This is a genomic window from Haloglomus salinum (assembly GCF_024298825.1).
In the GTDB taxonomy this organism is placed as follows: Archaea; Halobacteriota; Halobacteria; order Halobacteriales; family Haloarculaceae; genus Haloglomus; species Haloglomus salinum.
In genome coordinates this window covers 508,296-532,429 of record NZ_CP101153.1, presented here as the reverse complement: position 1 = coordinate 532,429, position 24,134 = coordinate 508,296, and the positions used below count along the sequence as shown (strand labels likewise).

Genomic DNA, 24,134 nt, shown 5'->3' with positions numbered 1-24,134 from the left:
TTCGACACGCTTAACCACCGATGCTCGCAACGTGGGCGCATGAAGCGGCTCATCATCCACGGGGACCCCGGCATCCGCAAGGACGCCGTCATCGAGGTCGACGGCGAGGAACTCGTCTGCTTCGCGATCGCCCGGCAGGGTGACTGGCACGGCCCCGACCGCGTCCAGCTCTGGTGCACCGTCGGGACCGAGGACGAGCGCGAGACGTTCGCGCGGCGGGATTTCATCCCGATGCACATGGAGGTCGAGGACGTCGACGCCGGGGCCGTCACGGTACTCAGCGAGAAGAGCGACCTCGCGGTCTGACGAGCCAGCCGGGACCCTTTTCGCCGCCCATCCGCTACGCACGGCTATGTCTGCGCGCGGCGCGCCCGTCGGGGGAGTCACCTTCCGCGACCGTGCGGTCTACCTCGAGCGCGCCGACGCGCTGGTCCTGGCCGATACCCACCTCGGCCGCGACGAGTCCTCGAACGTCCAGCTCCGGCTCGGCGAGGACCGCGATATCGTCGAGCGGGTCGGCGCGCTCCTCGAGCGGTTCGAACCCGCCGAACTGGTCGTCGCGGGCGACCTCCTCCACTCGTTCAGCAGCGTCCCCCGCGGCGTCCGCGAATCGTTGCGTGGCCTCCGGGCCGCCGCGGACGAGGCCGACGCCCGCACCGTCGTCGTACCCGGGAACCACGACACGATGCTCGCCGAGCTGTGGGACGGGCCCACGACTGCCGCGTACACCCTGACGGATGGTGCCCGGGAGGTGTGTATCTGCCACGGCCACGAATCCCCGCCGGAGACGGACGCTGACCTGTACGTCGTCGGGCACGACCACCCGACCATCGAGATCGAGGGGAAGCGCCGCCCCTGTTACCTCCACGGCCGGGGCTGCTATCGAGACGCCGACCTGCTGATGCTCCCCTCGTTCACGCGGCTCGCCGCGGGGTCGCCGGTCAACGGGATGCGGACGACGGATTTCATGTCGCCGCTGGTCACGGACGCGGACCTGCTCCGGCCGGTCGTCCACGACGCGGCCGCCGACGAGGCGCTGGCGTTCCCGCCGCTGGGACGGTTCCGCGAGATGCTGTAGTTGCCGTGCCCGCTCACCCGCTCGTCCGCTCAGACTCCCTGCTCGTCCAGCACCGCCTGCGCCGCCCGCCCGCCCGAGTCCAGCGCCGCGTGGATGGACGACCACGAGGTGTAATCGCCGGCGAGGTAGACCGGGCCAGCTGGCTCCCGGACACCGGGCAGGTCGTCACGGAAGCCCGGCGGCTGGGCGAACTGCGCGAACGCGACGCGGTCCGTGTGCTCGTGTTCGAGGTCGTCGAACCGGTGCTCGGGATACCAGTCGGCGAGCGCCTCGCGCACCTCCTCGGTCAGCGTGGCGTCGTCGGCGTCGGAGACGCCGAGCCAGGTCGCGCTCAGCAGTTGCCGGTCGTCGGGGGCGTACTCGGGTGCCACCTCGGAGAGGGGGGCGACCTCGTTCGGCCGGTCGTCGGCCGCGTTCAGCAGGATGCGCCCGCCCGTCCGGAGGTCCTTGTGCGCCGGCAGCGAGTAGTAGCCGGTCGTGCAGCCACGCGCCTCCTCGGGCGTCGCGACGCCGGTCAGGTCGCTCGCGGTCTTCGGGTTCGTCGCGACCACGCAGGCGTCGAAGCGACGGGTCCCGGTCACGCCGTCGAGCGTCAGTGCCACGCCGTCCGTCCGCGGGTCCTCGCCGTCCGGCTCGACCGCCGTGACAGTCTCCATGGCGTGGAGCGTGGCGTCGGCACGCTCGGCGCGGCTCGCGAGCTGCTCGGGGATGGCGCCCATCCCCGCCGCCGGGACGGCGATGGCACCCTCCGAGAGGCATCTGAAGGTGTACTGGAAGACGGCCGCCGAGGATTCGAGCGACCGGTCGAGCGTGATGCCACCGTAGAACGGTTCCGCGAACTGTTCGACGAGCGCCGTCGAGAAGCCGTAGTCGGCGAGGAACGAGCGGATGGACTGGTCCTCACCCGCGAACACCTCCCGCTCGGACTTCCCCGTCAGTTCGCGCTGGAGCCGGAACAGCCGGAGCTTGTCCGCGGTGCGGACGTCCCGATTGAGGAGCGTCGGCACGAGCGCGCTCAGGTCGCGCAGCGGGTCCGACAGCGTCGAGCGATGGCCGGGCCGACAGATGATGGCGCCGGGCGGGAACTCGCGCAGGTCCAGCCGGTCCAGTTCGAGTTCCCGTTGTGCGGCCGGGTAGCCCGTGAACAGCACCTGGAAGCCGCGGTCGAAGGTGTAGCGGCCGTCGTGGGTGCTGCGGACGCGCCCCCCGAACGCCTCGCGCCGCTCGAACAGTTCGACCCGGGCCCCGGCCTCCGCGAGTCGTCGGGCGGCGACCAGTCCCGCGAGCCCACCGCCGACGACAGCGACATCTGTCATGGCCGGCGGTTCTCGCGGCGGGGACTAAACCACTGTCGTCGCGGAGATACACCATCCGGCCCGTGCAGCCGCGAAAGACAGCCCTTTGCCGCGCACACTCCAACACCCGACCATGGAGACGACGGACGCGTTCACCGGGCTGGAGTGTCTCGACTGCGGGGCGTCGTTCGACGCCGCCGACGAGCCGGGGCGGTGTCCCGACTGCGGCGGCGTCCTCGACCCGACCTACGACTACGACGCGCTGGACCTGACGCGCAACTCCTTCGCGTCCGACGCCATCCGTGCCGGGCAGGCGGGGGCCTGGCGCTACGAGCCGCTGCTCCCGTTCCCGCGCGACGCGGCGGTGACGATGGACGAGGGCGGCACCCCGCTCGTGGAGTGCCCGAACCTGGCCGAGGAGCTAGGTGTCGGGCGCGTCCTCATCAAGGACGAGGGGCGCAATCCGACGGGGACATTCACGGACCGCGGTGCTGCCGTCGCCGTCACGGCAGCCGCCCAGCACGGCGCGACGGACGTGGCGCTGGCCTCGGCCGGCAACGCCGGGCAGGCCGCTGCGGCGTACGCCGCCCGCGCGGGCATGGAGTCGCACGTGTTCGTCCCCTCGCGCGCCTCGTTCGTCAACAAGGCGATGATAAACGTCCACGGCGGCGACATGTACGTCGTCGAGGGGCAGATCGACGACGCTGCCGAGGCCTACCGGGACGTGATGGACGAGCGCGACGACTACTACCCCCTCCAGACGTTCGTCACGCCGTACCGCCACGAGGGGAAGAAGACGATGTACTACGAGCTCATCGAGCAGCTCGGGTGGGAGACGCCCGACGCCGTCGTCTACCCCACGGGTGGCGGCGTCGGCCTCGTCGGGATGCACAAGGCCGCCCGCGAGTTCCGCGAGCTGGGACTCGTCGACGAGGTTCCGCCGCTGTACGCCGCCCAGTCCGAGGGTTGTGCGCCCATCGTCGAGGCGTTCGCCGAGGGCCGCGACGAGCACGAGCCCTGGGAGTACCCCGACACCATCTGTGGCGGCATCGAGATTCCCGACCCCGGCGAGAGCCGGCTCGTGCTGGAGGCCCTGCGGGAGTCGGATGGTGGGGCCGTGGCGACCGACGACCAGGACATCATGGACTCGGCGGCGACCGTGGCCCAGCACGAGGGCCTGGAGATGGGCGTGACCTGCGCGGCCGCCGCCTCCGGGGCCTGGGAGCTGGCCCAGGAGGGGGAGTTCGGCGAGGACGACACCATCGTCCTGCTGAACACCGGCGCCGGGAACAAGGACGCCGATATGATCCGGAGCCGGCTGATGGCGAGAGGGATGTAGTAGAACCGCCTATTGTTCAGCAAAATCATTCTATACGGGAATTATGGGGGGTGAACGTGACATCTCCGTGTCGCCTCGGGACTGGCTCTGGAGCGGATTCCTACAGAGGCCGGGGTAATTTATGTCGACCCGACGGCAACCCGGTATGACCACCGGCGACGGATCCCGAATCGGGATCATCTGCCGCCCGGACCACCACGTGTTCGAGACGGTCGGGCGTCGCCTCCGCCGGCGAGGGCACGACGTGACGTACTTCGAGCCGGAGCGGGAACTGCCCCGGTCGGCGATCGAGGAACTGTCACTCCTGGTCTGCAAGAAGGTCCGCCCCGCGTCGGTCCGGGCACTGCGCCTGGCCGAACGTGCCGGAATCGCCACCTGGAACGGCCGGCTGTCGACGACGATTCTCGCCTCGCGGCTGGTGATGCTGGAGGCGCTGTCGGCGGTCGGCTTCCGCGTCCCACCGGTGAGCTTCGAGCCACCCGAGGGGCAGTACGTCACCAAGCCACTGTTCAGCTGGGATGGCGACCCGGAGATCGGCGGAACCGGGGGCTTCTACCAGCCGCTGCTGGACACCGACGGGCGCGACCGGAAGTGCTACCTCGTCGACGATGGCCGGCAGCTACACGCCGAGACCGTCATCTGTTCGTCGAAACTGTCCGGGGAGAAACGGGTGCTGGGCCACGAGCCGACGCCCGAACAGGATATCGACCGGATGGAGCGGCTGCTGTCGCTGGCGGACACGCAGGCGGTGGGGGTCGACATCATCGAGGCGGATGACAGCCGATACGCCGTCGACTGTAACGCTGCGCCGAGTTTCCGGGAGGCAGGACTGGAGTCGGCCCTGACCGATTCGATCCACCGGGCGGCCCCAGGTACCGAGTGAGTTCGAGTCGTGGGCGCATGCTCCCACGCAGCAGCCACGGGACTGCCACCGCCTCTACCGACCGCCCCGGAGGCGAGCACCGACGGGCCGGCCGTTGGAGCTCAGCGACTCACCACGTGCACCGGCTCCTCGTCGGTCCGCTCGACGCCATCGATCTCCAGCACGAGGTCCGGGCCGTAGACGCCGCCGGGCGTCCCGAAGCCCGCCTCCCACTCGCCATCGAGCACCTTCCGGGCGATGAGCAGCGCCGCGTCGACGGTCAGCGTGTAGGTGTTGGGCGTGACGAGCCGCGAGACGACGCGTTGCTCGTCGTTCGAGGCCTCGCCCCAGACGTAGCAGTGCGTGTGCTCGCGGGTCTCCTCGTCCGGACCCTCCACGGTGGCGTGGACGAGGTCCTGCAGCGTGTCGGTGACGCCGGGCAGGTCGAACAGCGGCGCGAACAGGTCCGACGAGCGCATGAACAGCCGCGCGACGCCGGGAACGGCGGTGTAGACGGTCACGTTCTCGATGTCGGTCGTGTGGTACGCCGTCGCCACGTCCCCCCAGGGGATGGTGACGGCGCCGGTCTTCCCGCGGCCGAAGTCGATGCGGCGGGTCTCGTGGGCCGCCCCGACCGACTTGATGCGGCCGTCGCGCCGGACCGCGCCGCCCTCGCCCATCGAGTTGACGGCCGTCGCCGCGGTCCCCGGCGAGAGGCCCCCCTCGGCCTGGAACCCCAGCCGGAGGTCCGTCGCGTCCGGGAGCCGTTCGACCAGGTGTGCAGCCAGACAGTCCGTCGGGACCACGTCGAAGCCGACACCGGGCAGCAACTGGACGCCCGCGTCCGTGGCGGCCTCGTCGTAGCTGGCGACGGACTCGAACACCTCTATCTCGCCGGTGATGTCGAGGTAGTGGGTGCCGGTGTCGATGCACGCCTCGACCATCGGCCGGTGGGTCTCGACGAACGGGCCGGCACAGTGGAGGACGGCATCCACGTCGGCGGCCGCGAGTTCGGCTGCCACGTCGTCCGCGTCGAGGTCGAAGGCGCGGTGGGGCAGGTCGAGCTCGGCTGCCTGATGCTGCACCTTCGCCTGGGACCGACCGGCGAGCGTCGGTTCCTCGCCGGCCGCGACCGCCTGCCGGGCGATAAGGTCGCCCGTGTAGCCGTAGGAGCCGTAGATGAGCAGGTCCATGGCCGAGCGTCCGGCGCGGGCGGCCTAAACCCACCGGAGGCAGCCACGACCGGTCGTCCGACCGTCCCATCTGCCCGACGGTCTTTTGCGCTATCCCCACCGAATCCACCCGTGGTGCTTCGCGAGAGCCCGACGGTGGAGACGCTGACGGGGATGGTGGTGGTGTTCTTCGTCCAGGGTGCGGTGGGGCTGGTCGGTATCCAGGGACACCTCTTCGCGCTGGCGCCGCCGCTGCTCGCCCGCCCCTGGACGCTCGTGACGAACGTCTACGCGCACGCGAGCCTCCCGCACCTGCTGGGGAACGCGGTGGCGCTGGCGGCCATCGGGCTGGCCGTCGAACGGACGAGCACGCGCTTCCGGTTCCACGCCTTCTTCGTCCTGACGGGGATGCTCTCGGCTATCGTGCAGGTTCTGGTCGACGGACTCGTGGGCCAGCCCACGGCGGTGCTGGGCGCGAGCGGCGCCGTCTTCGCGCTGGTCGGCTACGCCATCACGGGAAACGCCGTCGTCCACGCCGCACTCCGTCGATTCCGCCCGGACCGGACGCTCCTGCTCGTCGCCGGCGCCGCACTGGTGTCCGCGGTCGTGCTGGTGACGGCGGCCCCGAACGTGGCGCTCGTCGCCCACGCCGTCGGCCTCGGCGCGGGGCTGGTCGCCGGCCGTCGCCGCGTCCTCCACGCGCGCGCCGGCCGCCGGCTGGCCGACCACCCCTGACTGCCGGCGCTGGGTCCCGGTTCACGCCGGTGATTGACATCGGGGAATCCAGAGACGGGACGCTTTTGGGTCGGTTTACGGCGAAGCTTCATGTGGGGCGATACGTTACTCGTTGCCATGCGATGGAACCCGCGACGCGTGCTCGGACAGGACGTCCCCGGACAGTCGGGGGACGGCCTCGCCGAGTCGCTCTCGGGTCTCGCCACGGCGGCCGGGCGGCCAGCGGTCGCGGCGGTCGAGACGGTCGGTTTCTGGGCCGCCGTCCTCCTGCCGCTCACCTACGTCCCACTCCTGCTGACCGGCCTCTCCAGCCAGCAGGACGCCATGCTCCTCGCTGCGCTGGTCGTGCTCCACCTGTTCGCGCTGAGCGCCGGGCACACGCACAACCAGGACTGACACGGGGCCGACGAACAGACCGCGGGACCGCCGCCCACCGGGCCGGTCGTGGCGGCCGACGGGTTCCGTTCGGGATGGCCGGGAGGGATTTATATGCCCATACCTACAGGTCGAGGCATGAACAGGCCGACGGTCGTCGTCGGCATCGGTGCGGGGGGCGCACGGATGCTGGCGGCAGTCGCCGACCGGGTCGGAGCGGTGGCCGACGGAAACGGGTCCGACTGGACCGGGGAGGCAGATATCGACCCCGACCGGTTCTCCTTCATCGCCGTCGACACCGACGAGGGCGACCTCGGGACGGAGGCCCCCGCGGTGGCCGAGACGGTCACGCTGGGGCCGCCGGACGCGAACGCCGAGCGGTCGTACCTGGCAGCACCACCCTCGGCGACCGAATCCGGGACGGGGCTGCGTCGCCGCCGGGCGCTGGCACGGCTGGCGCTCGAATCCGGCGGCAACCTCGCGGCCGTCCGGTCGGCGCTCGACACCGCCATCGGCGGGGCCACGGCGGTCGAGAACGCCGAGGACGGCATCGACGTCTGGTTGCTCGCGGGACTCGGCGGTGGCATCGGTGGCGGCAGCCTCCCCCTGCTGACCGCACTCGTCGCCGATATCGCCGACGAGTTACGGTTCCCCGTCTCCACGTACGCGTTCGGAAGCCTCCCCAGCAGCACCGATGACGCGACGAGTGCCATCCACGCGCGGAACGCCTACGTCACGGTCCGGGAGCTACAGGCACTCCTGCCCGGGAGCGAGACGGCCTCCCCGATAGAGCTCGAGCTCCCGCTGGCCGAGGCCGTCCTCGGACGCCCGGCAATCACGCTCGACGAGCCGCCGCTCGCGGGCCTCTTCCTCGCCCCCGTCGACGACGAGGGGCGCGTGACACCGGTCGAGCGCGCCGCCGCGACGACCGCCGTCGGGCACGCCCTGACGAACGGCCGGCCGGACCTCGCCTTCGATAACGCGACGTTCGGCCAGGAGCCCGGCCCACCCGTCTACGGGGTCACCGCCGGGCGCGTGACGCTCCCGGTCGACGACCTCGACCGGCTGTTCGACGTCCGGTCGGACCGGCTCGCGGTCACCGACCAGCTCGACGACCTCGAGGACCGCATCGACGGGCTGGACGCGGATATCGACTGGCTCTCGACCATCCTCGACGCCGACCTCGGCGGTGAACGCGTCCCGGACGGCATCGCGGACGCGGTCTTCCACTACCCCGAGCGCCGCGTCGAGGACGCCGACATCGACGCGCTCGCGCGGGACCGGGTCGACCTGCAGACCCACATCGATAGCGTGGTCAGCGAGGTCGGGCGGGCGGTGCCAAAGCGGGTCCCGACACGGCCGGTGGTCGCACTCGTTCTCGGCCACGGCCTCGCCGAGCGGCTCGACGAGGCCGTCGACAGCCATCCGTTCCCGGCGACGCTCAACGAGACCGCCAGCGAGTACGGCGACGCCGTCGACGCCGTGCTGGCGGAGCGTGGCGAGGAGGGGCTCCCGTCGGAGCCGCTGGGGGCCTGGCGGCAGGTCGTCAAGCCGGCGCTCTCGAACGAGGCCGAGTCGCTGTCCGCAGGGGCCGAGGACCGGCTCAACCCCATCGCGAGTCGCCGGCTCCGGAAGCAGGCCGAGGCCGCGAACGGGCGTGCCGCCGAACTCGAGGACCTCGCGGACGCCTTCGCGACCCTCACGGCCGTCCGCGAGGCCGCGCGCGAACGCGCCGACGAGGCCCGCGAGCAACTCCGGGAGCGACGGGACGAACTGGAGCGCGAGCGCGACACGGTGCGGCGCAAGCGCGACAGCATGAGCGAGTCCCGCCGTGAGATAACGCGCCGCCGCGACGACCTGCGCGAGCGACTGTCTCACCCCCGGGTCACGGAAGGAGGGCGCCACCGGCGGGTTCCGCTGACGAACGTCGCCGACCTCATCCCGGAGACGCTCTCGTTCGCGAACAGCCTCGCCGAGCTGGTCGCCGAGGGGTTCGTCGACGAGTCCGACATCGCGACCGAACTCGCCACGCTGGTGGCGGCCCTCTCCGACCCGGTCCACGACCCGGACGGCGACGCGGCCCCGGAGAGTCGCCTCGTGATGGCGACCGCACGGGAGAACCGCTGGGGCCCGGCCGGGGACCTGCTGGCGCTGGCCCCCGAGGACGGCCCGGACGTGCAGGCGGCGCTGGCCGAGGCCTTCGACGACCGCATCGGCGTGGACGACGGCCGTGGGTTCGCCGTCGACCTCGCGGGGCTGTACGCCCCCGTCTCGCTCCCGGAGCTGCGCACGCTCGGGGCGATTCACGAGGCGTTCGAGGACCCGGCCCGGAGCGTGAGCGAGGTGTTCGGTGACCTCGACGACGCGGCCGTCCGCGACGCCATCGCTTACCCCGAACTACTCCCCGAGGGTACGCAGGGCGCGAAGCAGCGCGAGGTGGCAGACGCCATCGCCGACATCGAGATGGATTCCGACAACAGCCGCCCGTTCGACCGGGACTGAACACGACCACGGGGGGCTGCCGCCCGACGGGCCTTTGACCCCTGGGGCCGACGCCCGGACCATGGCTATCCGCTCGTTCGAGGGTACGGAACCGACCATCCACGAGGACGCGTTCGTCCACCCTGCCGCCGAGGTCATCGGCGACGTGACGCTGGAGGCCGACGCCAGCGTCTGGCCCAACACCACGCTCCGGGGCGACCACGGCGCCATCGTCCTCCGCGAGGGCGCGAACGTGCAGGACAACGCCGTTCTCCACGAGGGCGCCGACATCGGCCCCTACGCCACGGTCGGCCACTCGGCCATCGTCCACGGCGCTGTCACGGAGGAACGCTCGCTGGTCGGGATGAGCGCGGTCGTCCTCGACGACTGCACCGTCGGCGAGGAGGCGATGGTCGGGGCCTGCGCGCTCGTGACGGAGGGCACCGAGATTCCGGCGAACACGCTCGCCGTCGGGCAGCCCGCCGAAGTGACGAAGGAGGTCGAGGACTCCCCCTGGGCGTACGCCGGGCAGGCGTACACGAAGTACGCCGACGACCACCGCGAGACCAGCGAGGTCGTCGCACACGGCCACCCCCCGGTCGAGGACTGAGCCGCCACCCGGTCCCGGGGCAGTACGCGGCACCGCTGGGGACGGATACCCGACGAGAGCTGTCATAAACCCCGGGACGTATCCGGCAGAACGGTTAGTTGTGGGTGTGCCTACCTGTCACACGCGGTGGGTGGTTGCCACCACCACCAACACCACCACCACCACCACCCTGTCACCACCCACCGGCGCTGCCGTCACCACTCTGCCGCCTTCCTCTTTCGGCCCCGACGGACAGTGGCCGGAACAGAACCCATCCGATAGTGTGACATCTATGAATTGTTTCCGGTTCAATACAGATATACTGCACCTTTCGATAGAATGCGGGCTATTCGACACGAAATCTGGTTATCCAAGAGCTATTCGCGTCGGGCGAGCGCCCTACCGGCGCCGACCGCGAGCAGGCCGGCCGCCGCGAGCAGAGCGAGGCCGGGGACGAACGAGTCGGTCGCGTCGTGGAGCGCCCCGACCAGTGCGGGCCCGGCGAACCCGCCGATCTCACCGACGGCGAACACCAGTCCCACGGCGGTCCCGGTCCGCTCGGCGCCGACACCCTCCAGTTCGACCGGGAGCGCGCGCAGCAGCGGCGAGATGGTGCCGAGTCCCAACCCGACACCGGCGACCAGCACCGCGGCGACGAGCGGGTCGACAGCGAGCGCGAGGCCAGCGGTCCCCGCAGCGAGGACCAGACCCGCGACGGGGACGGCCGCCCGACGGCGGTCCAGTCGTTCGGCGAGCGGCGCCAGCGTCACGGTCCCCGCTAGCTGGGCCACGACCAGCAGCGTGGTCACACGCGCAGCGAGCGTCGGGGAGGCACCGCGTGACTCCAGCACTGCCGTGAGCCAGCCCTGCAGGCCGTGGACGACGAACAGGTAGACGAAGCCGACGACCACCAGCAGTACGACGGCCGGCGTGCGCGCGACGGCCCGGAGCGCCGCGAGCGAGGACTCGCGAGAGGTCCGGTCGGGCGCCGGGCTAGGTCGTTCGTCGGCGGCGCCGCCGAACCGCTCGGCCAGCACCAGCGCGACCCACCACAGTGCGGCGAACGCGAGGACGGCGACCCCCGTCGCGCCGAAGAACGGCCGCCAGCCGCCCAGTGCCGGGCCGATGGTCGGTCGCCCGAGGCCGAACGCCGCCGCGGTACCGAGCGTCGACCCGACGAGGTAGACCGCCGACGCCGAACTCACGAGCCGCTCGGGGAACCGGTCGGCGACGAGCTTGGGTAGCCCGAAGGTGATGCCGGTCCCGCCGACACCGAGCAGGAGCGTGGCGGCCAGCATCGTCGCGAAGTCCGGCGCCGCGCTCCGCGCGAGGTGGGCGACGCCGACGAGCGTGACACCGGCACCGACGGCGCGCTCGCCGCCGATACGGTCGGTCAGAGCGCCGCTGAACAGGCCGATGGGGACGTACGTGAGCGGGACCGCCCCGGCGAGGACGCCGGCCTCCGTGTTCGTGAGCGAGAGCTCGGTCTGGAGGGTGGGAAGGTAGGCCGGCAGCGAGAACCAGGCGAACAGCAGGCAGCCGTAGGCGAGCGCCCCGAGCCCGAGGAGCGCGACGGAGGCGCGCGCTGGGACGGTGCGTTGCTGGTCGTTCTGGGTCGACACGGCCACTGCTGCGGGGGCAGGTCGTTTGAGGGTAGCGAAGGGCCCGCGAGACGGGGCCGGCGGGCGCCCGCCGGTCGCTGTCGGCTACACGCGGTCGCCCGAGCCGCTACCACGTCCCGCCAGGTCACGGAGCGTCGCGGCGATGCGCCGGCGGGCGTACACCAGTTCCCCGATGCCCCAGCCCAGGAGCAGCGGGATGGCGAGGAAGACCCCCAGCAGCGCCCACGACGACATCCAGACCGGGCGGAGGAACGGCGTGATATGCTGGTAGCGGTCGGCGACCTCCTCCCCGAACGACTCGACCGGGGTGCCGGCCGTCGAGCCACGGAGCCAGTCCGGGAACGTCTCCTGCGAGGCCGGGCCCTCGCCGGCGCCGCCGGTCACCTCGTGACTGCCGGACTCGCCCAGCGCGGCCATCGACGGGCCGTTCGAGCCGGGCGCCCCGCGCTCGGAGTCGTAGGGGGCCCACGCCGCGTAGAACTCCCAGACGACCTCGCCCTCGGGCGTTATCTCGACGGCCCGGTGGTTGAGCGAGTCGGTGACGAGTGTGTTCCCGTTGGGGAGGCGGTCGGCGTCGCGGGGCCAGTTGAAGCCCCCGACGCTCCAGACCTCCTCCCACGAGCCGTCCTCGTGGGTGAACTCGACGACGCGGTCGTTCTCGGAGTCCGCGACGAGGACGGTCGGGTTGCCCTGCTCGTCCACCCAGAAGTCGGGGTTGTGCTGCTCGAACAGCCGGGAGTGGTTCCCGTCGCTGCCGAGCTGGTACTCGATGTCGTTCGTCGAGCGGTTCACGAGGATGACCTGGTCGAAGTTGCGCGGGGATGCGAGGTAGCGACCGTCACCGACCTTGTCCACGTCGTTGACGTGGGTCCAGTCGGGCTTGAAGCCGCCCTCGGTCGAGTTGGGGTAGTGCTGGTTGAACGTCCACTCCCAGACGACCGAGTCGTTGCCGCGGTCGTAGACGAGGATGCGGTCGTTCGAGACGCCGTCCTCGTACTCGCGCATGTTGGCGATGAGCAACTGGTCGCCGTTGATCTGGTCGACGTCGTGGGTGTCGTGGAAGTCGAACGACTCGGACCACGCCACCTCGTCGGCCGCGGGGTCGTACGAGAAGACGACCGTCCCGCCGGGGTTCGTGCTGGTCACGAGCAGGTTCCCGTTCGGCAGCGGGTCGGTGTCGTAGAACCAGCGGGCCGGGAACGGCAGGTCGTTGTCGACACCGGAGATGAGCTGGCGACCCTGGGCGTCCCCGGCGGCGGCGACGACGCGCGCCGGCTTCTTCGCGTTGCCGACGCCCTTGAAGTGGAACCCCTGGACGGAGACGTAGGTCGTGTTCTCGGCGGGCTGTTCGACCGTGCCCGGCCCGAGCCGGGTGCCGCGGTCGGTGGCCGCGGAGACGACCGTCGGGCTCAGCAGGAGGAGCAGCACCACGAGGAGGGCCGCGCGGGCGCGCCAGGCCCGCGATTCGGCGAGGCGCCGTCGCGCCCCCGTGAGGCGGGCACGCAGGCGCTCGGAGACCGATTCCATACCCGCGCTGGGGAAGGCGCCTATCTGTCTCTTGTGGTTCCGGGTTCCCGGCCGTCGAAAGCACCACCCCCCCGACTCCCCCACCGCTACCCTCTCCCCCTCACGGTCGCCGAGGGCGTTAAGACGGCGCACGCGCTACCGTGGGTATGGACCTGTCCCGGGTAATCCGGCACGACCCCGTCTCGGTGACGGACGAGGAGCGCGAGGCCGGCGTGCTGGTGTCGGTGGTCGACCCCGGCAACGACGAGTGGCCTCACGGCGGCGTCCCCGAGGACCCGCACGTGCTGTTCATCAAGCGCCAGGACGACCTCGGCGAGCACGCCGGGCAGATGAGCTTTCCGGGGGGTGGCCGCGAGGACGTGGACCCCGACCTCGAGGGGACGGCGCTCCGCGAGGCCCGCGAGGAGGTCGGCGTCGAGCCGGCGAACGCGGACGTGGTCGGGCGGCTGGACGACATCCGCACCGTCACCCGCTACGCCGTCCGGCCGTACGTCGCGCGCGTCCCGGACGCCAGCTACCAGCCCTGCGATACCCGCGAGGTCGCCGAGGTCGCCGCGCTCTCGGTCGAGGACCTCACCGACCGCACGAACTACGACTCCGAGCGCCGCGACCACCCACACTACGGCGACATCCGACTCCACTACTTCCGGGTCGACGGCTACACCGTGTGGGGGGCGACCGGCCGGATGCTGGTGCAGTTCCTCGAACTCACGACGGACTGGGAGATGCCGCCCGAACCGGACCGCGAGGTCGAGGCCGACGCCGAGTTTCCGGTCTGACTCAGGCGCCCACCGTGACCGGCCGGCCCTCGCCGCCGCCCCGGAACCGTCGATACCCCTCGTACAGCGCCGGCAGTCCCAGCGGAAGCGCGAGCACGCCGAAGGCGACGAGCGCGTACCGGGTCGTGTCGTCGTCGCGCCACGCCAGCCCCGTCGCGACGAGGCCCAGGCCGGCGACGAGGTACGCGAGGTTGCTCCAGAGCGGGTCGTACGACGAGCAGTACAGCCAGCAGACCAGCGTGTAGGAGGGGGCGTTCCAGGTCGGCGGGGAGAGCTTCGGCCAGAACAGCCGGCAGTAGGTCGTCCAGCCGAGCATCGCGGCCGCCGGGAGCCCGACGAGCCACCTCGTCGCGGACCGACGGGCACGCGAGCCGTAGCGTCGGTATCCGGCGAGGAACAGCGCCGGGAACCCGAGAATCCACAACCAGATGCCGACCGTGTACGTGACCGGCCAGTGCTCGATGCGGGGCTGGGTGACCGGCAGTCGGAACGATGCGGGCAGCGTCGCCCAGGGGAACGAGGGGTCGGGGACGGGGTTCGTGAGCAACGCCGCGAGCGAGAGAACGGTCCCGAGTACGAGGCCGTACAGGGCGACGGTGGTGTAGGCGTCGAGCCACGCCGGCAGCGCTGGGGCCGTGTTGGAGTGGAGGGCGGCGTCGGCCATCCGGGGTCAGTCTTCGCGTTCGAGGGTCTCCTTGCGCCGCTCGAACTCCTCGTCGCTCAGGTCGCCGCGGGCGTATGCCAGCCGCAGTTCCTCGAGCGCGGTGTCACCGCCCTCGCTGTCGGCCGTCAGCGTCCGGTAGAGCAGGTACCCGCCACCGACGAGGCCGGCGAGGAGCACGAGTCGGAGCAGGATCGCGAGCAGGAACATCCCGCCCGTCATCCCGGTCCCGCCGCCCCACATATGCCCGCCCCACGTCGTCCCGCCCCAGCCGGCCATCATGCCGTAGCCGACCATCCCGAGCCCCATGAACAGGAGCGGGACGAGGACGAGGATACCGAGCAGGACGAGCACGAGCGTCAGGAGCCGACTGTTGGAGGTGTTGGTGGACATCGTGGGTGCCCCGGGGATATCCCGGGTTCTAATTACAGGTACACGCCCCGGATTCAATGCGGTTTCCACTTCGAATCCGAAGTTGAACAGCCGCTACAGTTCGGAAATCGCGGGTGAGAACACGAGATGACGGCCGGAGCGGCCGGCGGCGGCACCCAGGCCGCCGCCGAGAGCACGAGACGCTTGTTCGACCGCACGCGGGGGACCTCCGCGATGATACTCCCCGCGGTGGTCCTCGGCCTTCTCCCCGTGCCGTCGCGCGCTACACGGTCAGCGACCCGATGTCGAGGGCCCGCAACCGGGTCGACGGCCGGGAGTGGGAGCAGGACCTCGAGGCCGCGAACCGCAAGCAGGTCCGGTACACTACGGGATGGTCGTGGTAGTGGCTTCGTTGGGCCTTTTCTTCGTCGTCGCGGGGGTCGTCGCCCGAGTCGGGACCGCTTCCGACACGTCCTTACCTACCGGTATCCGAGCACCGACCAACGAATGCGAGGCGCGCTCATCGTGCTGGACGGCTGGGGGCTCGCCCCCGAGGACCAGAGCGGGCGAGACGCCGTGGTGGCGGCCGACACGCCCAACTTCGACCGCTATCGCGAGACCGGCACGTCCGGGACGCTCACCACCCACGGCCGCGCGGTCGGTCTTCCGGAGGGACAGATGGGCAACAGCGAGGTCGGCCACCTCAACATCGGGGCGGGCCGCGTCGTCAAGCAGGACTCGACCCGCGTCTCCGACGACATCGCCGACGGGTCGTTCTTCACGAACGACCGGCTGGTGTCGGCGTTCGAGTACGCCGACCGGAACGACGGGCACGTCAACTTCATGGGGCTGCTCAGCGACGGTGGGGTCCACTCGATGCAGGAACACCTCCACGCGCTCGTCGAACTCGCCGACCGCCAGGACGTGCCGGCCGTCACCCACGCCTTCACCGACGGGCGGGACACCGCCCCGACCTCGGGTGCAGGCTTCCTCGAAGAGTTCGCGGCCGTCGCCGAGGAGTACGGCACCGGCCACGTCGCCACCGTGACGGGCCGCTACTACGCGATGGACCGCGACCAGAACTGGGAGCGCACGAAGCGGGCCTTCGACGCCATCGTCGACCGCGAGGCGCCACACGAGGCCGCCTCCGCGGTCGAGGCGGTCGAGCGGTCCTACGCACGCGACACGACCGACGAGTACGTCGAGCCGACGCTCGTCGACGACGCGCCGGCGCTCTCGGACGGCGACGCGGTGGTCTTCTTCAACTTCCGGGCCGACCGCGCCCGGCAACTGGTCCGGATGCTCGCGGACATCCGCCCGGAATGGGACCTCGACACCTCGCCGCCCGACACCCGGGTCGTGACGATGACCGAGTACGACGCCACGTTCGACCTGCCGGTGGCGTACCCGCCGAACCAGCCCGCGGACGTGCTGGGCGAGGTGCTCGCGGACGCGGGCCTGACACAGCTTCGGGCCGCCGAGTCCGAGAAGTACGCCCACGTCACCTACTTCCTCAACGGGGGTCGTGAGGTCGCGTTCGATGGTGAGGAGCGCGAAATCGTGGACAGTCCGGATGTGGCGACGTACGACCAGCAGCCGGAGATGCACGCGCCCGAACTCACGGACGCGGTCGTCGGCCGCATCGAGCGCGAGGACCCGGCCGCGCTCGTGCTGAACTACGCCAATCCGGACATGGTCGGGCACACGGGCGACTTCGACGCGGCCGTCGCCGCTGTCGAGGCCGTCGACGAACAGCTCGGGCGGCTGGTGGCCGCGTGCCACGACGCCGGCGCGCACGTGCTGGTCACGGCCGACCACGGTAACGCCGACGACATGGGGACGGAAGCGGACCCGCACACGGCCCACACGACGAACCCGGTCCCGTTCGTCTCGCTGCCGCCCGAGGGCGGCGACGGGGGCGTGGAGGTCCGAGATGGGGGCGTCCTGGCGGACCTCGCGCCGACGCTGCTGGACCGGATAGGTCTCGACCAGCCCGAGGCGATGACCGGCGAGTCGCTGCTGGAGTGACCTCGGAGTACGGCTCGGAAACAGTTCACGGTTGTCCGGCATACCGCGCCGCAGGCGCGGTTTCACCGGCACGGAGGTCGCCGGAGGCGACCGGAGTGCCGGCCTTTTTCTGAACGTTTTCTGCCGTCATCAGAACGCTCCGCGTTCCGATTGCCCGTGGAATCGCGGAGCGATTCCACGACCGCGAGTGGTTCGCCGGATCTGCTGGCGAACCCGAGCGGGAAAAACGCTCTTAGTCGTCGCTGGGCGCGGCCGCGCCGCTGCCCGCGGAGACACCCGTGCCGGGCCCGACCTCGATGTCCAGCTCGTCCAGTTTCTCGTCGGGAACGACGCCGTCGACCCAGCCGCGGTGCTCGTAGTACTCCTCCTTCATCGGTTCGAGTTCACAGACCTCGCCCTCGGAGGCGCCCTGGCCCGGGATGGAGCCGGGCTCGTCGGGCAGGAACCGCTCGGGCAGCGAGTCGTCCTCGCCGTCGAACCCGTTGAGGTTGTTGTAGTAGCGCTCGAGGTTGTAGACCCGCTCGCCCGCCTGCATGAGTTCCTCCTCGCCGACATCGAGCCCGGTCATCCCGTTGTACTGGAGGACGTACTCCTCGACGCCCTCCGCGAAGGCGTTGAACTTGCAGATGTCGAACGAGTCGGAGATGGCGTGCATGTCCTGGAAGGTGGCACACAGCTCACCCTTCCCCTCCCAGGCGTACGGGTCGACCTTCTCCGGGATGCCGAGAATCTCGGCGGCGGGCGTGTAGCCGCGCAGGTGACACCCACCACGGTTCGAGGTGGCGTAGCCGATGCCCATCCCCTTCATGCAGCGCGGGTCGTAGGCGGCCATCGACTGGCCCTTGACGGCCAGCGAGTTCTCGTGGGCGTCGAACTCCTCGGCGAGGTGGTTCGGCCCCTCGGCGAGGTGGTCCGCGAGCTCCGTCTCGCGGGTGGCGATCTTCGTCAGCATCTCGACCATCTCCTCGGTGTCGCCCCACTCGATGCCGTCGCCGAGGCCGTCCAGCTTGCCCTCCTCGGTCATCTCCATCGCCATCGCCATCGTGTTGCCGGCGTCGATGGTGTCGATGCCGTGGTCGTTGCAGCGCTGGAGCATGAGCGCGATGTCGTCGCGCTCGGTGTGGCCGGAGTTGGGGCCGAGCGCCCACGCCGACTCGTACTCGTACGATTCCGTGCGGACGTTCAGCTCCTCGCCCTTGTGCATCACGTCGACCTCGACCTCCTTCTTGCACGCGACCGGGCAGGAGTGACAGGTCGGCTCGTCGACGAGGATGTTCTCGCGGACGTTCTCGCCGGAGACGCGCTCGGAGTCGAAGTCGTCGGCGCCCCAGCCGTCGTCACGGGCGTCGCTCGTTGACGTGTACTTCCCGTTGCGCGCCGGGAGCCCGGACATCTCCTCGGTCGCGTTCATCAGGACGTTCGTCCCGTACAGCGAGAGCCCGCCCTCGTTCGGGCCCGTCACTTCGGACTCCTGGATGAGCTGCATCGCCTGCTGGTGACCCTTCTTGAACGTCTCGGGGTCCGCCGGCTTCTGCATCTTCGTCGTGGACTTCACGACGACGGCTTTCAGGTTCTTGTTACCCATCACGCAGCCGGTCCCGCCCCGGCCCGAGGCGCGGTCGTCCTCGTTCATGATGCAGGCGAACTTCACCTCGTTCTCGCCGCCCTCCCCGATGGCCATCGTGGAGAGGTTCTTGCCGTAGGCGCCCTCGTGGCGCTCCTCGAGTGCCTCCATCGTGTCGTGGACACCCTTGCCCCAGAGGTCGGAGGCGTCGTGGAGCGTGACCTCGCCGTCCTCGACGAAGGCGTACACCGGCTCGTCGGCGCGCCCCTCGAACAGGAGGCCGTCGAAGCCGGCCCACTTGAGCCGCGCACCGGACCAGCCGCCGTGGTGGCTGTCCGTCACCGTCCCCGTCAGCGGGGACTTCGTACAGATGGCGATGCGCCCCGACATCGTCACCTGCGTCCCCGTGAGCGGGCCGTTCATGAACGCGAGGAGGTTGTCCTCGCCCAGCGGGTCCACGTCGGGCCCCTGATCGAAGACGTACTTCACACCGAGGCCGCGCGCGCCGATGTACTTGCGCGCGTCCTCGTCGTCTACACTTTCGTAGCCCACCGACCCCTCCGAGAGGTCGACGCGGGCGACGTGGTCCTGGAATCCGCCGAGATCTGTCATGGTGAACCAGTATCGATACAGTTGGGGCGCTGGCGTGTTAGAAATTGCCACGTATGCGTAACTGAAAGAGGTTACATCTCGGGTGTCGGTACCGTCGATGGCCGGCCGCTATTTGTGGGGCTTGGGTGACCGACCGACACGACCACTCACCCGGCAGCCGCGAAACCGGAACCCGTCACAGTCCGAACGTGGGAGACGCGCCGGGACGGCCCCGGAACGAGGGGTCGCCCGGGACCGTCATGGTCATGAGCCGGGTGGCCGTGCGCCCGGCCGTGCCCGGTTCCGGACCTCTCGCGAGTGGCTCACGCTGGGGACGACGCCTCGCCCCCGTCACGTGGGCCGGGTTCGTCCTCGTCGCGAGCGTGAGCGACCCGGGTGGTGGTCCACCGGCCCCGCCGGTGTTCGGCCTCCCGGCGGACAAGATGCTCCACGGGCTCACGTACGCGACGCTGGCGGCGTCGCTCGCCGTCGGGCTCGCAACGCTCGAACCGGAGCGATTGCCCGGCAACGCGCTCCGGGAGCGTCCGCTCGCCCGGGTGGCCCTGCTCGCCGTCGTCGTGGCCACGGCCTACGGCCTCGCGATAGAGGGCGTCCAGTTCCCCATCCCGTACCGGACGTTCGACCTGCTCGATGCCGCCGCCAACGCCGTCGGCGCGGTCGTCGGCGCGGCGGGCTGGGTCGCTGGCGTGTTCGTTCGGCGGCGGTTCGGCCGCTGAGGAGCGCGGTCCCCGTGGTGGGCCCCGCCGGAGCGCCCCCCGAGCCGAAGCCGCTTTACCCACCGCTCGGCAACCCGGACGTATGAGTACGGACGAGCCGAGCCCGGAGGTCTACGAGTCGGGCCGCGGGATGGACGCGCACAACGAGGCGATGCGCGAGATCCGCGCCCGGCGCGACGAGACCTACGACCCCCGCGAGCCCACCCGGGTCTGGCTCGACGAGGACAACACGCCGGACGGGACCCGACAGTCGCTGACCATCATCCTGAACACGGGCGGCTGCCGGTGGGCCCGCGCCGGCGGCTGCACGATGTGTGGCTACGTCGCCGAGTCCGTCGAGGGCGGCAGCGTCAGCCACGAGGACCTGATGGCGCAGGTCGAGAAATGCCTCGAGCACGAGGCCGAGAACGCCGAGGAGCCCGCGCGCCTCATCAAGATCTACACGTCGGGCTCCTTCCTCGACGAGCGCGAGGTGCCGGCCGAGACCCGCGCCGCCATCGGCGAGACGTTCGCCGACCGCGAGCGCATGGTCGTCGAGTCGCTGCCGGACTTCGTCGCGGCCGAGCGGCTCGCGGACTTCACCGAACAGGGGCTGGAGACGGACGTGGCCATCGGCCTGGAGACGGCGACCGACCGCGTCCGCCACGACTGCGTGAACAAGTACTTCGACTTCGCCGACTTCGAGGCCGCCTGTGCCGAGGCGCGCGACGCCGATGCCGGCGTGAAGGCGTACCTCCTGATGAAGCCGCCCTTCCTCTCGGAGGCGGAGGCGCTGGAGGACATGAAATCGAGCGTCCGGCGCTGTGCCTCGGTCGAGGGCTGCCACACCGTCTCGATGAACCCCTGCAACGTCCAGCGCTACACGATGGTCGAGGACATCTTCCACGAGGGGGGCTACCGACCGCCGTGGCTCTGGTCGGTCGCCGAGGTACTCGAATCGACCGCGGACGCCGACGCCATCGTCGTCTCGGACCCCGTCGGCCACGGCTCCGACCGCGGGCCCCACAACTGCGGCGAGTGCGACGACAACGTCCAGACGGCTATCAAGGACTTCGACCTCCGGCAGGACCCCTCCGTCTTCGAGCAGGTGTCGTGTGAGTGCGAACTGACGTGGGAGGCGGTCGTGGAGCGAGAGCAGTCGTTCGGGATGCCGCTCGCACGGTAGGGGTGGGTTCGGGCTGCGGGCTGGTTCGTTGGCGTCCTTGCTGCACTCCTGCTCTCTCACGAGTTACACAGTGACGGAACCGCCTGCGAAGCCCTCTCGCTCTCGACCATCCGGGCCTCGCTGCGGTCCTCAGTCGCTCACTTCGTTCGCTCCTTGCGGTCCTTGCGTCGTCCGGGATGGGTCGAGACCGCTCGCCCTTCGATTCCGCCAGGAACCGCTGTTCGTCAGTCGGACTGTGTGAGCCTCGTACCTCCCCAACCGCCTGCGATGCTCGGCCTCCGCTTCGTCGTCCGAAAATCGAAGATTTTCGGAATCACGAGAGAACTTCGCTCTCTCGGACGACTCCGGCCTGCGCTTCTCAGCCACCGGCAGAGCAAGCTCTACCGAGCCCTCGCTCGCGTTGCTCGCGAGGACCTCGCACGCGATAGCGGCGGCTGGCCTCCGGCACAGCCGCCAGCGCGTGCCCGCTCGACTGACGAGGGTATCGACCCGCCGATAGACAGACCGACAATAGCTCTTCTTGACCTCGGGGTGGGGAAATTATACAGAAATCCACTCCTTTCTACGCGAACTTCCGAATCAGCCCGAAAATCTTGTCCCGAACCCGGTCCGGCAAAAATCGCAGTTTCACCATCAGGTCGGCCAGGCCACCGACCACGTAGCGCGGTTCGGGGTCCGGGGAGACGCCGGCCTCGAGGATGACGCGGGCCACGTCCTTCGGATGGACGGCGACGGGCGAGTCCGCACCGAACAGGGAGGCGTCCTCCTGGAACTCGTAGATGTCGGCGTAGGCGTCGGTGCGGTCGTAGCGGTCGAGTTCCTCGTCGACGCGCTCGCGGAACTTCGTCTTCACGGGACCGGGCTGGACGACGCTCACGTCGATGCCGTGCGGGGCGACCTCGTTGCGGAGCGCGTCGCTGTAGCCCTCCAGCGCGAACTTCGAGGCGGAGTAGGCACCCATCCCGGGCGAGGCGAGCCGACCCGCGACCGAGGAGACGTTGACGATGGTGCCGTCCTCGCGCTCGCGCATGTGGGGCAGCACCGCGCGGACGAGGCGGTGCGGGCCGTAGACGTTCACGTCGAACTGCCGGTGCAGGAGGTCGTCGCTCACGTCCTCGAGCGGCCCGTGCTGGCCGTAGCCGGCGTTGTTGACGAGGCAGTCGATGCGGCCGTCGCGCTCGATGATGCGCTCGACCACGCGCTCGATGTCCTCCGGGTCGGTCACGTCGAGCGTGTTGATATCGCACCCTTCCTCGCCGAGTTTCTCGATATCCGCGGTGTTGCGGGCGGTCGCGTACACCTGCCAGTCGTCGTCGAGGAACGCGTAGGCGGTCGCTCGTCCGATGCCGGACGAACAGCCCGTGATGAGAACCGTCTTCGTATCGACCATGGGCGCGGGTCGCAGGGACCCCACTTAGCGGTGGTCGTTTCAGCGGTGGTCGGGTCGTCGACCCGTGGTCGCGTTCGGAGCCAGCGGACAGAAACGTCGTTCGGTGAATTGACGTGTGGCGCGAGCGGAGCAGTCGGTGATGGATGTCGACCTCCGTGCGACCGTCGTCGGCTTCGTGGGCGCACTCGTCGTCCTCGGGGCGCTGCTCGCGTTCGTCGGGGTCGGGCGAATCGTGGATGCGCTGGTCCGGGCCGAGCCCGGACTCCTCGTCGGCGTGCTGGTGGCGGCGCTGGCGTGGCTCACCGCGTGGGGACTTGCGCTGCGGACCGTCCTGCGTGTGCTGGGGGCGTCACTCCGCGCCCCCGTCGCGGTGCTGGTGTTCACGGCCGCCACCTTCGCCAACAACGTCACGCCGTTCGGACAGGCTGGTGGCGAGCCCATCGCGGCCCTGTTCATCTCTCGGGTGGCCGACACCGAGTACGAGACGGGGCTCGCGGCCATCGCCAGCGTCGACTCGCTCAACTTCGTCCCCTCGATAACGCTGGCGACGCTCGGGCTGGCGTACTTCTCGACGAAGGTCGCGTTCGGTCGCCGCCTGCAGTTCGCCACGGTCGCGGTGGTCGGCCTCGCGCTGGTCATCCCGGTGGCCGGCTACTACGGCTGGCAGAACCGCTACACGGTCGAGCAGAAGGTCGTGGGCGCGTTCACCCCGTTCATCCGGGGGGTGGGCCGGGTGGTGCCCGGGCTGAACCCGCTGGACCCGGACGTCATCCGCGAGCGCATCGAGGGCTTCTTCCACGCCATCGAGCGCGTCACGAGCGACCGCGAGCGACTCGCGCTCGCACTCGGGCTCTCGACGGCCGGCTGGCTCTGTCAGGGGGCCTCCCTCTACCTCGCGCTGCTGGCCATCGGCTCGCCCATCGACCCGGAGGTCGTGTTCGTGGTCATCCCGGTCGGCGCCATCGCCGGCATCACGCCGCTCCCCGGCGGCCTCGGCGGTGTCGAGGCAGTCCTCATCGCGCTGCTGGTGGCGCTGGGCGTCCCCGCGGGCGCGGCCGCCGCCGGCGTCCTCATCCACCGGATGGGGACCTACTTCGTCCCGCTCCTGCTGGGCGGTGGGACCGCGACTGCGCTCGGCGCCGACGGCTTCCTCACCCGGCGGGCCACCGAGGGCGCCACCGGCGCGGCCGGCGCGGGAGGGGACGATGACGACCGCGAGCCCTGACGGGCCACGAGCGGAACACGGGGGCACCCGTGCGACCCGGATAACGTCAGGATTAAACCCGGGCGTCGGGAAGAGGGCGGTAATGGCGACACTCTACGACGTACCCACCGAGGAGTTCATCGAGGCCCTCGCGGAGCGACTGACCGAGGACGACACGTTCGACGAGCCCGACTGGGCGGCGGTCGCGAAGACCGGCGTCGGTCGCGAACTGCCCCCCGAGCAGGATGACTTCTGGCAGCGCCGCGCCGCCTCCGTCTTCCGGAAGGTCGCCGTCGACGGTCCCGTGGGCGTCCAGCGCCTCCGCACCAGCTACGGCGACTCGAAGCAGGGCTCGACGCGCTACCGTGTCCGCCCGGACCAGAAGACCGAGTCCTCGGGCAAGATCGTCCGCACCATCCTCCAGCAGCTCGAGGACGCCGACTACGTCCAGCAGGAGGGTAGCGCGGGCCGCGCCGTCACCGGTGACGGGCGCGCCTTCCTCAGCGATGTCGCGACCGACCTCCTCGAGGACCTCGACCGGCCGGAGCTGGAGCGCTACGCGTAGACC

General features: G+C 70.4%; 22 protein-coding genes. 14 read left to right on the top strand and 8 right to left on the bottom strand.

Annotated elements, in window-relative coordinates; all coding sequences use genetic code 11:
- The first annotated feature begins 39 nt into the window (after positions 1-39).
- Both NL115_RS02545 and NL115_RS02540 read left to right on the top strand, forming a co-directional pair.
- Complete coding sequence (locus NL115_RS02545; RefSeq protein ID WP_254831656.1) at positions 40-306, top strand: HAH_0734 family protein; 267 nt, start codon at positions 40-42, stop codon at positions 304-306.
- Between the two features lie 46 nt (positions 307-352).
- Positions 353-1,078 (top strand): metallophosphoesterase, encoded by a 726-nt coding sequence (locus tag NL115_RS02540; RefSeq protein WP_254831655.1) that lies wholly within the window; start codon positions 353-355, stop codon positions 1,076-1,078.
- Positions 1,079-1,107: 29 nt separating this feature from the next.
- Here the strand turns inward: NL115_RS02540 and NL115_RS02535 are convergent, their stop codons facing one another.
- The gene (locus NL115_RS02535; RefSeq protein ID WP_254831654.1) at positions 1,108-2,394 is read right to left on the bottom strand and encodes an NAD(P)/FAD-dependent oxidoreductase; all 1,287 of its coding nucleotides are present in this window, start codon (positions 2,392-2,394) and stop codon (positions 1,108-1,110) included.
- Between the two features lie 112 nt (positions 2,395-2,506).
- Between NL115_RS02535 and NL115_RS02530 the strand changes: the two genes are divergently transcribed.
- Both NL115_RS02530 and NL115_RS02525 read left to right on the top strand, forming a co-directional pair.
- Positions 2,507-3,712 carry a threonine synthase gene (locus NL115_RS02530; protein ID WP_254831653.1) on the top strand — a complete coding sequence of 402 codons (1,206 nt, stop codon included), beginning with the start codon at positions 2,507-2,509 and terminating at the stop codon, positions 3,710-3,712.
- A gap of 145 nt (positions 3,713-3,857) precedes the next feature.
- A complete protein-coding gene (locus tag NL115_RS02525) occupies positions 3,858-4,595 on the top strand; it encodes an ATP-grasp domain-containing protein (protein ID WP_254831652.1) in 738 nt (245 codons plus the stop codon).
- A 101-nt stretch (positions 4,596-4,696) separates the two neighbouring features.
- Here the strand turns inward: NL115_RS02525 and NL115_RS02520 are convergent, their stop codons facing one another.
- Entirely contained in the window at positions 4,697-5,767 is a 1,071-nt protein-coding gene (locus tag NL115_RS02520) for a saccharopine dehydrogenase family protein (protein WP_254831651.1), read from the bottom strand.
- Positions 5,768-5,878: 111 nt separating this feature from the next.
- Between NL115_RS02520 and NL115_RS02515 the strand changes: the two genes are divergently transcribed.
- From NL115_RS02515 to NL115_RS02500, 4 genes are all read left to right on the top strand, one after another.
- A complete protein-coding gene (locus tag NL115_RS02515) occupies positions 5,879-6,481 on the top strand; it encodes a rhomboid family intramembrane serine protease (protein WP_254831650.1) in 603 nt (200 codons plus the stop codon).
- Between the two features lie 117 nt (positions 6,482-6,598).
- Entirely contained in the window at positions 6,599-6,877 is a 279-nt protein-coding gene (locus NL115_RS02510) for a DUF8028 family protein (RefSeq protein WP_254831649.1), read from the top strand.
- Between the two features lie 117 nt (positions 6,878-6,994).
- Complete coding sequence (locus NL115_RS02505) at positions 6,995-9,358, top strand: tubulin-like doman-containing protein (protein WP_254831648.1); 2,364 nt, start codon at positions 6,995-6,997, stop codon at positions 9,356-9,358.
- A 61-nt stretch (positions 9,359-9,419) separates the two neighbouring features.
- Positions 9,420-9,947, top strand: a complete 528-nt coding sequence (locus tag NL115_RS02500) for a gamma carbonic anhydrase family protein (protein WP_254831647.1) — start codon at positions 9,420-9,422, stop codon at positions 9,945-9,947.
- A 356-nt stretch (positions 9,948-10,303) separates the two neighbouring features.
- Here the strand turns inward: NL115_RS02500 and NL115_RS02495 are convergent, their stop codons facing one another.
- Positions 10,304-11,548, bottom strand: a complete 1,245-nt coding sequence (locus tag NL115_RS02495; RefSeq protein WP_254831646.1) for an MFS transporter — start codon at positions 11,546-11,548, stop codon at positions 10,304-10,306.
- Positions 11,549-11,632: 84 nt separating this feature from the next.
- Positions 11,633-13,075, bottom strand: coding sequence for an aryl-sulfate sulfotransferase (locus tag NL115_RS02490; protein WP_254831645.1), 1,443 nt, complete (start codon positions 13,073-13,075; stop codon positions 11,633-11,635).
- A gap of 146 nt (positions 13,076-13,221) precedes the next feature.
- Here NL115_RS02490 and NL115_RS02485 point away from each other — a divergent pair, with 146 nt between their 5' ends.
- On the top strand, positions 13,222-13,854 hold the full coding sequence (locus NL115_RS02485; RefSeq protein ID WP_254831644.1) for an NUDIX hydrolase: 633 nt from the start codon (positions 13,222-13,224) through the stop codon (positions 13,852-13,854).
- A gap of 1 nt (position 13,855) precedes the next feature.
- Here the strand turns inward: NL115_RS02485 and NL115_RS02480 are convergent, their stop codons facing one another.
- Positions 13,856-14,518 (bottom strand): hypothetical protein, encoded by a 663-nt coding sequence (locus NL115_RS02480; protein ID WP_254831643.1) that lies wholly within the window; start codon positions 14,516-14,518, stop codon positions 13,856-13,858.
- 6 nt (positions 14,519-14,524) lie between these two features.
- A complete protein-coding gene (locus NL115_RS02475) occupies positions 14,525-14,908 on the bottom strand; it encodes an SHOCT domain-containing protein (RefSeq protein ID WP_254831642.1) in 384 nt (127 codons plus the stop codon).
- 486 nt (positions 14,909-15,394) lie between these two features.
- On the opposite strand from NL115_RS02475, the gene gpmI reads away from it, so the two are divergent.
- Positions 15,395-16,915 (top strand): 2,3-bisphosphoglycerate-independent phosphoglycerate mutase, encoded by a 1,521-nt coding sequence (gpmI, locus tag NL115_RS02470; RefSeq protein ID WP_254831641.1) that lies wholly within the window; start codon positions 15,395-15,397, stop codon positions 16,913-16,915.
- Between the two features lie 232 nt (positions 16,916-17,147).
- Here gpmI and NL115_RS02465 read toward each other — a convergent pair whose 3' ends face one another.
- The gene (locus NL115_RS02465) at positions 17,148-19,091 is read right to left on the bottom strand and encodes an aldehyde ferredoxin oxidoreductase family protein (protein ID WP_254831640.1); all 1,944 of its coding nucleotides are present in this window, start codon (positions 19,089-19,091) and stop codon (positions 17,148-17,150) included.
- Between the two features lie 188 nt (positions 19,092-19,279).
- Between NL115_RS02465 and NL115_RS02460 the strand changes: the two genes are divergently transcribed.
- Together NL115_RS02460 and NL115_RS02455 are read left to right on the top strand one after the other, a co-directional pair.
- Positions 19,280-19,807, top strand: coding sequence for a VanZ family protein (locus NL115_RS02460; protein ID WP_254831639.1), 528 nt, complete (start codon positions 19,280-19,282; stop codon positions 19,805-19,807).
- Positions 19,808-19,889: 82 nt separating this feature from the next.
- On the top strand, positions 19,890-20,972 hold the full coding sequence (locus NL115_RS02455) for an archaeosine biosynthesis radical SAM protein RaSEA (RefSeq protein WP_254831638.1): 1,083 nt from the start codon (positions 19,890-19,892) through the stop codon (positions 20,970-20,972).
- A gap of 562 nt (positions 20,973-21,534) precedes the next feature.
- Here the strand turns inward: NL115_RS02455 and NL115_RS02450 are convergent.
- Entirely contained in the window at positions 21,535-22,362 is an 828-nt protein-coding gene (locus tag NL115_RS02450; RefSeq protein ID WP_254831637.1) for an SDR family oxidoreductase, read from the bottom strand.
- A gap of 136 nt (positions 22,363-22,498) precedes the next feature.
- Between NL115_RS02450 and NL115_RS02445 the strand changes: the two genes are divergently transcribed.
- Entirely contained in the window at positions 22,499-23,587 is a 1,089-nt protein-coding gene (locus NL115_RS02445) for a lysylphosphatidylglycerol synthase transmembrane domain-containing protein (RefSeq protein ID WP_350355333.1), read from the top strand.
- 82 nt (positions 23,588-23,669) lie between these two features.
- Entirely contained in the window at positions 23,670-24,131 is a 462-nt protein-coding gene (locus NL115_RS02440) for a 30S ribosomal protein S19e (protein ID WP_254831636.1), read from the top strand.
- Positions 24,132-24,134: the final 3 nt, after the last annotated feature.

Coding starts and splice junctions, on each gene's coding strand:
- NL115_RS02455 (WP_254831638.1), top strand. CDS start 19,890: ATGAGTACGGACGAGCCGAGCCCGGAGGTCTACGAGTCGGGCCGCGGG.
- NL115_RS02520 (WP_254831651.1), bottom strand. CDS start 5,767: ATGGACCTGCTCATCTACGGCTCCTACGGCTACACGGGCGACCTTATC.
- NL115_RS02505 (WP_254831648.1), top strand. CDS start 6,995: ATGAACAGGCCGACGGTCGTCGTCGGCATCGGTGCGGGGGGCGCACGG.
- NL115_RS02450 (WP_254831637.1), bottom strand. CDS start 22,362: ATGGTCGATACGAAGACGGTTCTCATCACGGGCTGTTCGTCCGGCATC.
- NL115_RS02530 (WP_254831653.1), top strand. CDS start 2,507: ATGGAGACGACGGACGCGTTCACCGGGCTGGAGTGTCTCGACTGCGGG.
- NL115_RS02500 (WP_254831647.1), top strand. CDS start 9,420: ATGGCTATCCGCTCGTTCGAGGGTACGGAACCGACCATCCACGAGGAC.
- NL115_RS02535 (WP_254831654.1), bottom strand. CDS start 2,394: ATGACAGATGTCGCTGTCGTCGGCGGTGGGCTCGCGGGACTGGTCGCC.
- NL115_RS02545 (WP_254831656.1), top strand. CDS start 40: ATGAAGCGGCTCATCATCCACGGGGACCCCGGCATCCGCAAGGACGCC.
- NL115_RS02480 (WP_254831643.1), bottom strand. CDS start 14,518: ATGGCCGACGCCGCCCTCCACTCCAACACGGCCCCAGCGCTGCCGGCG.
- NL115_RS02540 (WP_254831655.1), top strand. CDS start 353: ATGTCTGCGCGCGGCGCGCCCGTCGGGGGAGTCACCTTCCGCGACCGT.
- NL115_RS02485 (WP_254831644.1), top strand. CDS start 13,222: ATGGACCTGTCCCGGGTAATCCGGCACGACCCCGTCTCGGTGACGGAC.
- NL115_RS02525 (WP_254831652.1), top strand. CDS start 3,858: ATGACCACCGGCGACGGATCCCGAATCGGGATCATCTGCCGCCCGGAC.
- NL115_RS02490 (WP_254831645.1), bottom strand. CDS start 13,075: ATGGAATCGGTCTCCGAGCGCCTGCGTGCCCGCCTCACGGGGGCGCGA.
- NL115_RS02465 (WP_254831640.1), bottom strand. CDS start 19,091: ATGACAGATCTCGGCGGATTCCAGGACCACGTCGCCCGCGTCGACCTC.
- NL115_RS02475 (WP_254831642.1), bottom strand. CDS start 14,908: ATGTCCACCAACACCTCCAACAGTCGGCTCCTGACGCTCGTGCTCGTC.
- NL115_RS02510 (WP_254831649.1), top strand. CDS start 6,599: ATGCGATGGAACCCGCGACGCGTGCTCGGACAGGACGTCCCCGGACAG.
- NL115_RS02440 (WP_254831636.1), top strand. CDS start 23,670: ATGGCGACACTCTACGACGTACCCACCGAGGAGTTCATCGAGGCCCTC.
- gpmI (WP_254831641.1), top strand. CDS start 15,395: ATGCGAGGCGCGCTCATCGTGCTGGACGGCTGGGGGCTCGCCCCCGAG.